The following is a 13,875-nucleotide window of genomic DNA, read 5'->3' on the forward strand; positions in this document are numbered from 1 at the left end:
CTCAACCGATGAAACTTTGGCACAGTAATTTACTCCAGATTGTCATTAATTTGGAGTAAATCACCAAGTAATAATGGCTCCTAAAATAATAAACAGTGGTATTTATTTATATATTTTGTGCCAATTCTACTTAAATCCTATTTTCTTGTTCTTTATTAGTGTAATTCAACACTAAGAACTCGCAAATCATAATAAATTAATAATATAAAACTGAGTGATAACACGGTAGCCTAGTGGGCTAATAACAAGACAAAATATAGTGAATTAATAGGTGATTTTAATTAATAGGTGATTTTATTTGTAGTCTAGCCTAATATTCTTACATGAAAAATACATATTAGAGTTTGCATAAGCATTCCAATCAAATAATTTTGAAAGAGAATCAAATTTCAAAAACCTTATTGTTATGTTCAAAAAATGTAAATCCTAAATATATTTTGTCTGTTTTGCTTCTCTTAACTTGAATCAAGCAAGACAATCGAAGGAATTAAAAGAAGATATATACAGCAATAAAACAATTAGGGCTTACGCATCAAAGGAAAGTAAGAATCAGTAATTCAAAATTTGCGATTCTTAACTCTTCCCATACTTCCATATTTAGTTGGAAGATTCGCGTAAGTCCTGATGAGTTAAGTGCTTTACCAAAAATTACAGGAATAAAAAGTGTGTTGTATTTAGCAGAGGTACAAAAACAAAAAGGTGGTTTACTCGGTAGTAGTTCTAAAACTGGACTAAAGCTACTTGCGTGTCAGCGCAAAGATCAAAGTTGGACAACTGTTTCAGAAGAAACTATCGGAGCCGAGGAAGCAAGCAAATTAAATGATGGTGTTCTTGTCCTGGTAGAAATTAATTCCAGCCATCAAGTACAGCGAATTCAGGAAGCTGGACATCCATTGGTGAATATTTTGCAGAATTTTTCCCGACAATTGGAAAAGTTCAAAAATAAAGAGCAAGAAATAGATCAATGGAAAGAGTCTCTAACATTTCAGGCGCAAGAGTTTAACCGTCGAGAAATGGAGATGGAGACGCGTTTAGAAGAGCTTCAACACCTCGAAGAAAAACAACAACAGTTTGATGCTCAACATGAAGAGATTCAAAATTTACAAGCAGAAATCGAACGCAATCGCGAGGAATTAGAAGGAGCTTGGGAACATTTACGGGGGGAACAACGGTTAATTGAGGAGTATAAATCTGGAATTAAACAGCAACCAGTTTTAGATCGAGATAAATCACAGTTACTTGCAGATTTACTCGAGCGGATGTCAAATCCTAGTACTCCAACGGAAGAATTAGGAAGTTGTCTTCAACAAGCATTTGAAATTATTGATAATCAGCAAGCTGTTTTAAATCCTTACTTGGAGCAATTAGAACAACAACATAACGAAATTAATATCTCTCAAACTGAGGTAGACGAGTTATCACAAAAATTAACCGAATATCAAAATCAATGGGAGCAGGTTAAGAATAATCTGGATAATAAGCGATCGCAATTACAGATTGAGACAGCAATCCTAGACAGTAAACAGGAAAAAGTTCAAATACTTAAAGAACAATTGCAACGTTCAGAAGAGTTACACAAACAGCTTGAACCATTAGCTATACCAGGGAATACGCTCTTTAGTGGGGATATAGATGTTAAAGCGTTGGAAAATATGTCCTTAGAAGAGTTACAACAAAAAGTTAAAGAATTAGAGGATAAGCTAAAAATCGATTCTAGTTTTGTTGAAGAACAAGAACACGAATTAAATTATAAACAGGAAACAATAACAGAATTAGAACAAAAAATTGCTCAAGCAAAAGATGAAGAGCGTTCAGGTTTAGAAACAGAACTTCAAGATGAAAAAGATAGTTACCAGATGTTAAATGAAACTCTGGTTGGACAACGCCGTAGTTTATCAGAACGTCAATCTCTATTGGAAGGACATCAAATTGTATTAGATCGGAGACAGGGTAATACAAACGGTAATGATACAACAGATAATACTGTTGATTTGACACCTATTCTTAGTGAATTGAAAGTTCAGCAACAACAGCATTCAGAAGATATAAGAAATTTAGAATCTGAAATTGAACAAATACTTTCTAGTATTAAGGAAGTAGAAAATGTTGTTGACTCTCTTACTCAAGAACAAGAAAGTAAGGGTCAAGAAATCCAAACAATTAAAGAAAACTTACTTTCTTTACGGACTAAAACAGCTGAATCTTCAGGTAAGTTGAATATCTTTCAAGAGGTATTATTACCAATACAAGATTACCTGAATAATTTACGCGAGCAGTTACAAGGGATTGCTAATACACTAGGGGAATCCCAAGAATTAGAAGATGCTAAATTACAAGCAATTGCTGAAATGCGCCAAATAATAGATAGCTTATTGGTTGAGCCAGAACTAGTTGCATCATAAAAAAGGGGACGGAAAACGGGAACAAATTAAAACTCAAAAATAATTCGATCGCCTTCTACTTTAGCTATTTTTCCACCTGGAAATGGATCGGTTTGAGAACGATTTGGTGCTTGAATTAAGCTAGTGAGTTTTTCAATATGTTCAAAAGAAGGAGCATGAGGCATTATTTGTTGTAATATTTGGCGCATTACCCTTCGTTGCAAGGCGAGGGGTACGTTTTTTAATATGTGGCGATTTATCTGAACAATATCTGAATTTTCTCGAATAATATTTTCCCGAATAATTACTTGTTTCTGTAATTCTCTAGCTGTTTCCTCTAAATACTCTACTTCAGCCTGCAAAAGTTCTGCTGTTTGAAAAAGTGCGGACTCAACTTGTGGGTTGAAGTTTTTCTGTAAATAGGGTATTAATTCCTGTCTAATTTGGTTGCGAGCATATTTTAAATCTTGATTGGTTGAATCTTCCCATACTGGTAATTGTAAATCTTGGCAAAATTTTCCTGTTTGAGTCCGGGTAATTTCTAAAAGGGGACGCACTAACATAATATCCCCCTCTAAAGGACGTTTCCAATTCAAAGCTTGTAAACCATCTGCACCGGAACCTCGCATCAAATTATAAAGTAAAGTTTCAGCGCGATCGCTGGCGGTATGTCCAGTAACGATGCAGTTATAATTATTTTTTCGAGCGATGTCAGTTAAAACTTGATAGCGCCAATTTCTGGCTTTTGCTTCACTATTTATACTTAAATCTTCGCTAGCTGTTTGTAAATAAAAAGTAGTATCCCAATTTCGGGCTACATTAGCTACGTGTTGAGCATTCGCTTGTGAATCGCTACGCCAGCGATGGTCGCAATGAGCTATACCCAAATGCCAACCCCATTTTGATTGTAAATCTAAGAGTAATTTAATTAAACATAGGGAATCTTGTCCGCCAGAAACTGCAACTAGTATTCTTTGATTGGGTTCCAATAGTTGACGAACGCGGATTATACGATGTATTTTGGCGTGGAAAGAAGTCCAAGAAAAAGCGGAAGACATTTATCAGTTATCAGTTATCAGTTAACAGTATTATTTGCTATTTTCTATTTTGTATATCTCAAAGATACTTTCAGAAATTAAAACGCATTAGTGCAGCATGAACGTCAGGTCATCATGTTGCGTCTCTACGGGATTTATCTGTTCGCAAATCAATTAATATTACTATGTGTAAGTACTAAGCTGATGATAAAACCCAAATTATTCTTACTAACTCTGCTATCAATATTTATGGTGGCATTTATTTCCATCATTTTAAATAATAATTATTTACAAGCAGCTTCGTTAGTTGGTAAAGAAACCCTAACAATGATTACCTCTCCTGATTATCCCCCTTACGAGTTTTACGATACCAGGGAAGGCAAACGTCAAATTGTTGGTTTTGATATTGATATTGCAAACTATATTGCTGCCGAGTTAGGATTTACTCTCAAGGTTACAGAAGCTGATTTTAATGGTTTAATTCCAGCACTACAAGCTAATCGTGCAGACTTTGTCATGGCTGGGATGACTCCAACTCCTCAACGCCGTCAAAATGTAGATTTTTCTATCGTTTATTATGAGGCAAAAGATACCATAGTCAGTCTTATAGACAGTAATATTACAGATACACAAAATTTATCAGGTAAAAAGGTCGGCGTTCAATTAGGGACTATTCAGGAAGAAAATGCGAAGAAAATAGCTGCTAAAGTACCTGGTATCCAAATAAAGCGACTCAACAGAGTACCCGAAATCATTCAGGAAATAAAATCTGGGCGTATTGATGCTGCAATTATTGAAGATAACGTAGCCCGAGGCTCGATACAAGTAAATCCAAGTTTACAATTAAATGTTATTCCTTCTGCTGAAGATGCTTCAGGTTCTGCAATTGCTTTTCCTAAGGGTTCTTCTTTAGTGAAACCATTTAACCAGGTTTTACAAAAGATGAAAGATAATGATGAGTTAGAGAAATTAGCAAAAAAGTGGTTTGCTCAGAGCGTTGCAAAAGATGCAAAATCTATAACAGCAGAAGATCCTCAAAAAACTCTAAATTTAGATTTTAGAAGAATTATTCCAGACATTCCTTTTATCCTCCAAGGTATTCCTACCACATTATTATTTACTTTTTTATCAGTTTTTCTGGGTTTAATTTGGGGTACTTTACTTTCCCTATTAAAAATTTCTCGAATCAAATTTCTAACTTGGTTCGCAAATGCTTACACTTCTATTTTTCGAGGTACACCCCTACTTTTACAATTATCCTTAATTTACTTTGCTACACCCCAACTTACGGGTTACGACATTTCAGCTTTGCAAGCAGGCGTCTTTAGTTTTACCCTTAATTCCGGAGCATATATGTCAGAAACTATCCGGGGTGGAATTCAAGCTGTAGATAAGGGACAAACAGAAGCAGCAATTTCCATGGGTATACCTTACCCAATGATGATGGTAGACATTATATTTCCCCAGGCTTTAAAAAATATTTTGCCAGCTTTGGTTAATGAAACAATTGGTTTATTAAAAGATTCCTCTTTAGTTGCGACTATTGGTGTCGTAGAAATTTTACGTAGCGCTCAAATTGTCGGAGCAAATAAATACATATATTTTGAACCTTTGCTATTTGCGGGATTAATTTATTATCTTTTAGTTATGGGTTTGACTTTTGGCGCTTCGGCTTTGGAAAAAAGATTGAGACAAAGTGAATAATCATAGATTTCAGTATTTATTAATGTTCTAAATTAGTTAAATCGTGTTAAAAAATTGCAGGAGAATAAAAAATATCCCCATAACTCGTAGATAGGGATACATGAGAATTGAGTGCTTATTTGGTTTCTGAACGTATAAATAGGGCTTGCTGAATAAACTTGTAAATTATCACAGGTAAGGGTTTTAAGCTTTTTTGTGTCAAACAAGTGCAAGGAAATAACATTTATAGTCTCAAAAACCTTGCACTTTATTCCCTGATATCCCTAGGTAAATTAGAAACCAAGGGACGAAACTAATATTTTGCAAGCTCTGTGGCTTCTAGATTCGCGAAACTCTACTTTTTCAGCAAGCCCTAAATAAATAACGTAGATGCGGTTGCAATAAATGTGCAATATACCCTTTTTTAATAAAATGCGAAGCAATTAATTATTTGGGAAAAGAGTCAGCAAAACTCGTTCAACAAGCTCCCTTCTGAATTAGGTGTGATAATTACTGTTATTTTTCCCTGTTTATCTTTTGGAAATGTTTAAGTTTGAAATATCTAACTTGGAAATATCTAACTTGGAAATATTTAAGAGATAGTATCTTTTTGCAACTTTTTCTTTAGTAATGAGCCACTACCCAGCATACCAATAGCGAATATACCTAATAGAGAAACTGGTTCAGGTACACTTTGAGATTCTGCAGAGCGAGCGGAGAAGTTATCAAATGCTAGTCCGACTTTAGAGGGGTCGCTGTTACCGGTAAACTTAAAACGAATACCATAAACATCAGCTTGAGCACGCTTAAAAGAGAATAACCAAGGCTTTCCGTCCAATTCTCCCCCTGCTAGATGATTTTGGCTGTTTGTTCCCAAAGGACTAGTGATAGTATCAAGAATTGATTTATCTTGACCAAGGAGTTGAACCTCCCATTGCTCACTTCTCGCACCGTTACTATTACCATCAATGTCCCAAAGTTCACCTGATGCTGCTTGAGTTGCTTGATCATAACTAATTAAAAGCGCACCTCCATTTCCTCCCAAACCTGCTGTTCTGAGGAAATAGTCTCCTAATCTACCTTCATATCCTGCTTCAGCGACATCATTACCTTTTCCTCCATTTACAAAACCTTGAATGCTATCGCCAGAAGTTTGACCAACTTTCTCTAATTGAGGTAATAAACCAGCATCAGCGATACCATCAAAATTGTTATCAATACCAAAGTTAACTCCAAGACTGGAAAATTGATTAGAAATCGCTAAGTTATCACTTGGATTACTACCTGGTACAGTTTCGAAATTGATAAAAGAAGATGCTTGAGCTTCTTTCATTGTCGCTGCAGACAAAGTTGCTAAACTAGCTGCAATAATACCAATTTTAGTAAAAGTTTTTGTGATTTTAATTGCAATCATCTCTTCTCTTCTCTTCTTATTAATAAATGAAGAAACACTTTCATTTCTTATCCACACTAATCATATTAAAATCATTTTCTTATGATTGGGTGAAAAACTTTTAAATATCAAATATATTTTGAGTGAATTAAACTTATATTTTTTGATTTTAGAAACAGAGAAAATACTGACAAAAATCATGATAATGAAAAGAAAAAACGTATAGGGTAAACATTTTATACCAGGGTAAACGCAAGAATCAATAAGAAAGGAATATTGTCGATAATATCGATAATTAAATGCAATAATTCTAGGAAATATGCCCGTAATCATTGCTCCACAGCACAAACACATTTTGGGTCAATTTTTCTTGCGCTTACCCTGAATTTTATACTTGAATGTCTGATTATAATAAAATCTGTAGAAATACTAATTGTAAATTTTATATCTGTAGTAATACCAATTTCCTAAATTCAAGCTACAGATAATGCATGAGGTGAAAATCATATCCGGTAATTAAATTTCGTAAGTGTAGCCTAACTAAATGAAATTGGTATAATCATATTTGATTTGTGAACCACTAAACTCTGCAAAGACGTGACACGTCACGTCTCTACAATATTGATTTTTACATTTTTATCTACGCTACGGTACGCTTACGTGTTTTGACGCAGCAAGCTGTTCACGTAGTGCGTCCAAACGGCTTTGCTGCGTGCAAACATCTTTGATGCGACTAACACAAATGATTTAGGATTGCTATTACTATAAAAAATCTGGATTTAAATTTGAAGTAATTTATAAATATTGCCAAATTTAAATTACTGAAAAAGTAAAATAAGTAAGAAAATAAAGTAAAGCTAAGATGAATTATATTTTAGTATTTACTTATCGAGTATCAATTAATCATGAACAAAATAATACTAAAAACCGAAAATTTAAGTAAATCATTTGGGAAGCTCGAAGTTTTAAAAAGTATTTCCACAGAAATTTACCAAGGTGAAGTAGTAGCAATTCTTGGTGCAAGTGGTTCTGGAAAATCTACTTTTTTACGCTGCATCAATTTATTGGAGCGTCCAAGCACAGGAAAAGTTTATTTTCATGTTCGAGAAATTACCCATCCTAAAGCTAATATTGCCAAAATTCGTCAGCGCTTGGTGATGGTATTTCAACACTTTAATTTATTTCCCCATATGACAACATTAGAAAATATCACCTATGCACCAATCAAAGTGAAGGGAATAGAAAAAAATCAAGCAAAACTTAAAGGGATGGAACTTTTGGAACGAGTAGGATTAGCAGAAAAAGCTAATGTTTATCCCGCAAAACTATCAGGTGGACAAAAACAAAGGGTCGCGATCGCCAGAGCACTTGCCATGGAACCAGAAGTTATTTTATTTGACGAACCAACTTCTGCTTTAGATCCAGAAATGGTTAAGGATGTCTTAGAAGCGATGCAAGGTTTAGCTAAAACGGGAATCACAATGGCGATCGTGACTCATGAGATGGGTTTTGCAAGAGAAGTCGCTAGTCGAATTATATTTCTAGACCGAGGAGTTTTGGCTGAAGATAATTCTCCGCAGGATTTTTTTCACTCTCCAAAGTGTGAACGCGCTCAACAGTTTTTGAATAAAATGCTTTAGTATTTAATATTCAGTAAGGTAAAAATTAGATTAATCATAAATTTATTGTTATCGTGTGGAATTTAACAGTTCATACGGAAAATACATAAACAACCAAACACTTTCGCTGCAAAATCAAATACCTATCAAAAATTTTAAATAATTATACAAGCAGAAGTTAGTGCCAGCAGAATTTAAACTGACTCTAATTCTTCAATTTGTCTTGTGAAGCCATACAACTAAATCATTACCATGAAGTGGAATTTCTTGACCTAGTGTTTGAATATAAATTAGACCATGTCCACATTCTACGTTCTTGATCGGATACCAGGTATTTCTGGTTCGAATCAGCATTTCTAAAGGAATTCCTCCTTTGAGTATTTTGTGGCGATATTTCCACCAAGAACGCCACAGGAGTACTGCTTTTGTACAATTTCCCTTATAACCTTTAGGTAATTGCACGTATTGATAATTGTAGAACCTCCTGTTATCAATTTTACCGAACATAAGATAATTATGAGCTACCAAAAATTGATTAATAGATTCCCAATACGATGTGCCTTCTTTCAGGTGAACAACAGGTAATTTATCATTCAGCCTGAAGGTAAGCAACAGACCTTCACCTTTAGAAGATAAGTGGTTACTATCGTATATTTTTTCACCCCGCAAGTTTGGGTTGGAAAGTAATACTTCTTTTCCCTCAATTGAGTTCTTTATGAATGCTTCAATTAATTCTAAATCTGATAACACCTTATTTTTCTGTTTGCTGTGCTGTGTCCCTTAGATTTAGACTACCCACTTTAAACAAATAATTATCTATCATAATAATATTTTTTACTAAAAATAAGGGAGTTTGAGCTATAAATATGACAACTCATCGATGGTATCTGAGATCGTCTTTCGTGCTGAAATTATGACATTTCTCCTTTGAGTTGGTCAGTTGAGAAATTCAACCCAAGCAAGCAAGTCTAGCAGTTTGCTCATAGCTTTCCATTTAATTGGGAAAAAACCACCATTTTCCACAAAACCATCAATCAAATTTTGCTCAAATCTATTTTTCGCACTTAATGGGTAACGTAAAATATGTCCAATGTCAGCGAGAGTTGAACCACTATAAGCAAACTCCCAATCTAATATTCCACTCACAGTCCATCCTTTCTGAGTTACTTGCATTAAAATATTTGAACCACCGTAGTCAGAATCGACTAAACAAGGGGTGTGAGTATTTATTTCATCTAAAATATATGCCTTTTTTTGGACAAAATGCCAAAATTTTTTGGTTAATTCCAAACCCAAACGTTGATGTCCAGTACCATCAATCAGAGCTTCACGAATAAATGATATAAAACCTTGACTGTTGATAGCGATAATTCGACGTAAAACCATTGATGTATGAAGCTTTGAGGCTATTTTTTGAACAAAAAAATGTCTAAGTCCCGTTAATCAACAGCTATAAATACTTCATAAGTATAGGTCAACTAAATTACACTTTAAAAATCAATGCAGATTCAGTAGCGAAAATATTACGTAATATTACAAAAATGGCGTAATATTTTATTTACAACCCGCGTTCTTGGGCTAAACTTTTTTACTGGGAATCTCTGCATGAGTCAAGTTGTATGGATTGCAAGACATGCTAATCGTCTAGATTTTGTTAACCCTGATTGGTTTATCACTGCTGAAAGGCGTTACGATCCCCCATTATCAGATGATGGTCTCGTACAAGCAAGTCAGTTAGCTCAACGTATGAAAAGAGAAAAAATTTCTCATATTTTTGCTTCACCATTTTTGCGTACTGTACAAACAGCACATGCAGTCGCAGAAGTATTAGATTTACCAATTTACTTGGAAACTGGTTTGAGTGAATGGTTAAATCCAGACTGGATGACGGAGGAACCAGAAAAACATTCTTTGACTGAATTATTAAAATTGTTTCCTAGAATTGATATCGGTTATACACCTCGGATTGCTGCAAAATATCCAGAAACAAAGCATCAGGTCAGACAACGTTCCGGACAAACGGCGAGATGTTTGGTGCAAGAGTGTTCCCCAGATAATATTTTGATGGTAGCTCATGGTGCTTCAGTCTTGGGAGCTGCTATGGGTTTAGTCGGAGATATTGCGATCGCCGAAGTTAAAGCTTCATTGTGTTCTTTAGTGAAAGTTGTGCGTCAAGAAGGCCAATGGCTGCTAGAACTAAAAGGAGATACTTCCCATTTAAATAATGTTGAGGAAGTGGTTAGATTTAATTAGTAAAAGCAGCAATGACTTTATTATTGGCAGGAGATACTGGCGGTACAAAAACCATTTTGCGATTGGTGGAGGTTTCCCCAGATTTTGAATTCAAGACAATTTATGAGGAACGCTACCCCAGTCAAGATTTCCCAGATTTGGTTCCAATGGTTGAACAGTTTATAGCCGAAGCTGGTAAATCAACAGCACAAGAAGTGACACCTGAAAAGGCTTGTTTTGCAATCGCTGGCCCTGTAACTAATAATACGGCTAAGTTAACTAATTTGGCTTGGTTTTTAGATGGGGAACGATTGCAGGAAGATTTGGGTATAGCTCGTGTTTTACTCATCAATGATTTTGCTGCTGTTGGTTATGGAATTTTAGGTTTAACAAAAGAAGATGTATTTACTTTGCAAGCAGGGAAACCAAACCCAGATGCACCTATTGGTATTATTGGTGCAGGTACGGGATTGGGACAGGGCTTTTTAGTTAAACAAGGAGATACCCATCAAGTTTTTGCTTCGGAAGGGGGACATTCGGATTTTGCTCCCCGTAACGAATTGGAATTCCAACTGTTGAAATATCTGATGGATAAACATGATATTCAACGGGTATCAGTGGAAAGAGTGGTTTCTGGTTTGGGAATCGCTGCTATCTATCAATTTTTACGCGATCGGCGCAGCCGCGTGGCTGATCGCAAAATGCAACGAGAATCCCCAGATATTGCTCAAATGATTCGGAGTTGGGAGGAACAAGCCGGACAAACAGAAAAAAGTATCGATCCTGGGGCTGTAATTGGTACTGCAGCTTTAGAAAAGCGTGATCGAATTTCTGAACAAACCATGCAGATATTTATTGAAGCTTATGGAGCAGAAGCAGGAAATTTAGCATTAAAGCTTCTACCCTATGGTGGTTTGTATGTTGCTGGTGGGATCGCACCAAAAATACTTTCTCTGTTGCAAGAAGGTAGCTTTTTATTAAATTTTACTCAAAAAGGTAGGATGCGTAGCATTCTCACAGAGATACCCGTGCATATTATTCTTAACTCACAGGTGGGATTAATTGGTGCGGCGATTTCTGCAGCCAGATTGTAAACAATTTATCGATTGTTAATCTGTCATTGAAAATTTATAATCAGTAAACCTATTATTGATGCTCGCAATTCAAAAAAACACATCTGCGGATTCACTAACGGTGTATTAATAGTTATGAATTATCCGCCATAAATCTTGTGTAGAGATGTATTTCACACCTCTACACAAGGCTTCCTCTTAGTATGTCAAATTACTTAGTAATACATATGACAAAAGATCTAGAGGAAAGTTATCTAGCGAAACATACTACTTACTGAGCTATCCTCATGGATGCGCCAGATAGTTTCTCCTAAAAGATTTGCTACCGACAATATCTTGAGTTGCGGGAAACGAGCGCTTTCAGGAATGGGAATTGTATTAGTAACAATTATTTCTTCAAACAAACCGGTTGAGAGTCGCTCAATGGCTGGTGGAGAAAAGACTGCATGGGTAGCACAAGCATAAACTTGACGGGCTCCCTCTTTACGTAGTAAACGCGCAGCTTCAGAGATTGTACCTGCTGTATCTATCATGTCATCGACTAAAACTGCTGTTTTGTTTTTGACATCACCAACAACGTTAAGTACCTCAGCTACATTATGAGCATGACGACGCTTGTCAATAATTGCTAATGGGGAATCACCCAGCTTTTTGGCAAATGCTCTTGCCCGTGCGACGCCACCAACATCTGGAGAAACTACAACAATATCAGAAAGTTGTTTTGTTGATAGATATTCAAGTAATACGGGTACGGAATAAACATGATCGACCGGGATATCAAAATACCCCTGGATTTGAGCCGAATGTAAATCCATAGCCAAAACACGGCTTGCACCTGCTTCTGTGATGAGATTAGCCACCAGTTTAGCAGTGATTGATTCTCGTCCGGCTGTTTTGCGATCGGCGCGAGCATATCCGTAATAAGGAATTACTGCAGTTACCTGTCGTGCGGATGCTCGACGGCAAGCATCAACCATAATTAGTAATTCCATTAAATTATCGTTCACAGGATGACAACAGGGCTGGATTAGATAAACATCACAGCCCCGTATAGATTCCTGAATTTGAACGTAAAGTTCGCCATCCGCAAATCGTTTGCGAATCATTGGTCCCAAGTCCATGCCCAGATAACGAGCAACCTCTTGAGACAGTTGTATATTTGCAGAGCCAGAAAACAACCGCAGACGATGATTGTCTGATAATTCTGTTGTTGTTGGTTGCACTTTTAAAGTTGCAGTACTGAGCACAGCAGTTCCTCGATGTGCATTCATAGCAATAATATTATCATTAGATATTTAGCTTCTTTAACTGAAATATTATTAGATTTGTCTTGGAAGATTTCCCAAAATATTTGTTCTAATCTTTAAACATTTTTTCATAAAACTACATTTTGTGTATTCTGATATCTTTTAACTAATTAGCCATTGACTGCTTAGTTGTATGCAAATTTTATTGACCAGATGTTAAGGGTAATGTTCACATAAGTGTTCAACATCAGGAAAGCACTTGTGCAATATCTAAAATATACTCCAATCAACTAACTAGTAGCAGATGATAATTTACAATTGTAGGTCAGCATAGAGAATTAACGACTTGAGTATTAAATTCTGTAATTGCGAGTATATGAAAATCTATCATTTTTCTACCCAATATGCTAATAAAAAATTTGGTATTATATTATGCTTATTGTGCTTACAGTTTATGATAATCAGCTATATTCTTTGTGTAATAAGGATTATAGATTTTTATATAATTTATGCTGGATGCTAAATAAAAAGCAAAATGTGCAATATGAAAAATCTATACTTCTAACTGATAGCATAACCTAGAAGAATATAAAGACTTTATGTAAGACCACTTAACATGATGAAGGTTATTCAACACAAAATAGCAAAATTCTTCATAGATTTTCTCACTACTATTGACTAATAAGAATCTGAATCATATTAGTTGCCATACCATAAATTCATAATATTTTTGCTTTCTTACTGGGTTCTCGAGAGCTAATGATTGAAAATCCAAGGTATTCAATCTTGACAACAGAAAAATTATCTGTATAAACATATTTTGAGGAATTACAAGCTACATTTAAGACTTCTATTAATTAGTCATAAATTACGAAACTTGTTGAGTATTTAATTATTTTTTGGTTAAGTAAAAAATTAGATATATAATCTCAAAATTTGATAAAAATAGCTGCATTTAATTATTTTCATTGCATATTTGTGGCATTAATATGCTATATGCTTCTTTAAAGCTTTTAATGTATATTTTTGACTTATGGGTATTCAGTCACAAAGTTGCTTATAGTTTTTATGTACTAAAAATTATACCTATTGATATTTTCGATTGAGTTTATCTTTATATTACCCATATTTCAGTATCAAGCACATCGAAGTATTAACTACATAGAAAGTATCAAAATCAGTGATTGGCGTATTTTAAAATACGCCAATC

Annotated in this window: 10 protein-coding genes; 5 read left to right on the top strand and 5 right to left on the bottom strand. The window is 35.1% G+C overall.

What is annotated here, in order from left to right:
* Positions 1-665 precede the first annotated feature (665 nt).
* Positions 666-2,402 carry a pilus motility taxis protein HmpF gene (gene hmpF / locus QNJ50_RS20250; protein WP_300638597.1) on the top strand — a complete coding sequence of 579 codons (1,737 nt, stop codon included), beginning with the start codon at positions 666-668 and terminating at the stop codon, positions 2,400-2,402.
* 26 nt (positions 2,403-2,428) lie between these two features.
* On the opposite strand, the gene tilS is transcribed toward hmpF, so the two are convergent.
* Positions 2,429-3,439, bottom strand: coding sequence for a tRNA lysidine(34) synthetase TilS (gene tilS, locus QNJ50_RS20255; protein ID WP_300638599.1), 1,011 nt, complete (start codon positions 3,437-3,439; stop codon positions 2,429-2,431).
* A 228-nt stretch (positions 3,440-3,667) separates the two neighbouring features.
* Between tilS and QNJ50_RS20260 the strand changes: the two genes are divergently transcribed.
* Positions 3,668-5,122 carry an ABC transporter substrate-binding protein/permease gene (locus tag QNJ50_RS20260; protein ID WP_300638601.1) on the top strand — a complete coding sequence of 485 codons (1,455 nt, stop codon included), beginning with the start codon at positions 3,668-3,670 and terminating at the stop codon, positions 5,120-5,122.
* Between the two features lie 571 nt (positions 5,123-5,693).
* On the opposite strand, the gene QNJ50_RS20265 is transcribed toward QNJ50_RS20260, so the two are convergent.
* The gene (locus QNJ50_RS20265; protein ID WP_300638603.1) at positions 5,694-6,515 is read right to left on the bottom strand and encodes a PEP-CTERM sorting domain-containing protein; all 822 of its coding nucleotides are present in this window, start codon (positions 6,513-6,515) and stop codon (positions 5,694-5,696) included.
* Positions 6,516-7,399: 884 nt separating this feature from the next.
* On the opposite strand from QNJ50_RS20265, the gene QNJ50_RS20270 reads away from it, so the two are divergent.
* Positions 7,400-8,134, top strand: coding sequence for an amino acid ABC transporter ATP-binding protein (locus QNJ50_RS20270; RefSeq protein ID WP_300638605.1), 735 nt, complete (start codon positions 7,400-7,402; stop codon positions 8,132-8,134).
* Positions 8,135-8,326: 192 nt separating this feature from the next.
* On the opposite strand, the gene QNJ50_RS20275 is transcribed toward QNJ50_RS20270, so the two are convergent.
* The gene (locus QNJ50_RS20275; protein ID WP_300638607.1) at positions 8,327-8,863 is read right to left on the bottom strand and encodes a hypothetical protein; all 537 of its coding nucleotides are present in this window, start codon (positions 8,861-8,863) and stop codon (positions 8,327-8,329) included.
* Positions 8,864-9,049: 186 nt separating this feature from the next.
* On the bottom strand, positions 9,050-9,499 hold the full coding sequence (locus QNJ50_RS20280; RefSeq protein WP_300638609.1) for a phosphotransferase: 450 nt from the start codon (positions 9,497-9,499) through the stop codon (positions 9,050-9,052).
* Between the two features lie 219 nt (positions 9,500-9,718).
* On the opposite strand from QNJ50_RS20280, the gene QNJ50_RS20285 reads away from it, so the two are divergent.
* Positions 9,719-10,366: a histidine phosphatase family protein gene (locus tag QNJ50_RS20285; protein WP_300638611.1), complete on the top strand. Its 648-nt coding sequence runs from the start codon at positions 9,719-9,721 to the stop codon at positions 10,364-10,366.
* Positions 10,367-10,377: 11 nt separating this feature from the next.
* The gene (locus tag QNJ50_RS20290) at positions 10,378-11,439 is read left to right on the top strand and encodes a glucokinase (RefSeq protein WP_300638613.1); all 1,062 of its coding nucleotides are present in this window, start codon (positions 10,378-10,380) and stop codon (positions 11,437-11,439) included.
* A 233-nt stretch (positions 11,440-11,672) separates the two neighbouring features.
* On the opposite strand, the gene QNJ50_RS20295 is transcribed toward QNJ50_RS20290, so the two are convergent.
* Entirely contained in the window at positions 11,673-12,689 is a 1,017-nt protein-coding gene (locus tag QNJ50_RS20295; protein ID WP_300638615.1) for a ribose-phosphate pyrophosphokinase, read from the bottom strand.
* Positions 12,690-13,875: the final 1,186 nt, after the last annotated feature.

It is taken from the genome of Mastigocoleus sp. MO_188.B34, assembly GCF_030065675.1.
In the GTDB taxonomy this organism is placed as follows: Bacteria; Cyanobacteriota; Cyanobacteriia; order Cyanobacteriales; family Nostocaceae; genus Mastigocoleus.

What these genes read in the sequence shown, in the direction of transcription:
- tilS (WP_300638599.1), bottom strand. Translation starts at nt 3,439, where the DNA reads ATGTCTTCCGCTTTTTCTTGGACTTCTTTCCACGCCAAAATACATCGT.
- QNJ50_RS20260 (WP_300638601.1), top strand. Translation starts at nt 3,668, where the DNA reads ATGGTGGCATTTATTTCCATCATTTTAAATAATAATTATTTACAAGCA.
- QNJ50_RS20265 (WP_300638603.1), bottom strand. Translation starts at nt 6,515, where the DNA reads ATGATTGCAATTAAAATCACAAAAACTTTTACTAAAATTGGTATTATT.
- QNJ50_RS20270 (WP_300638605.1), top strand. Translation starts at nt 7,400, where the DNA reads ATGAACAAAATAATACTAAAAACCGAAAATTTAAGTAAATCATTTGGG.
- QNJ50_RS20280 (WP_300638609.1), bottom strand. Translation starts at nt 9,499, where the DNA reads ATGGTTTTACGTCGAATTATCGCTATCAACAGTCAAGGTTTTATATCA.
- QNJ50_RS20285 (WP_300638611.1), top strand. Translation starts at nt 9,719, where the DNA reads ATGAGTCAAGTTGTATGGATTGCAAGACATGCTAATCGTCTAGATTTT.
- QNJ50_RS20290 (WP_300638613.1), top strand. Translation starts at nt 10,378, where the DNA reads ATGACTTTATTATTGGCAGGAGATACTGGCGGTACAAAAACCATTTTG.
- QNJ50_RS20295 (WP_300638615.1), bottom strand. Translation starts at nt 12,689, where the DNA reads ATGAATGCACATCGAGGAACTGCTGTGCTCAGTACTGCAACTTTAAAA.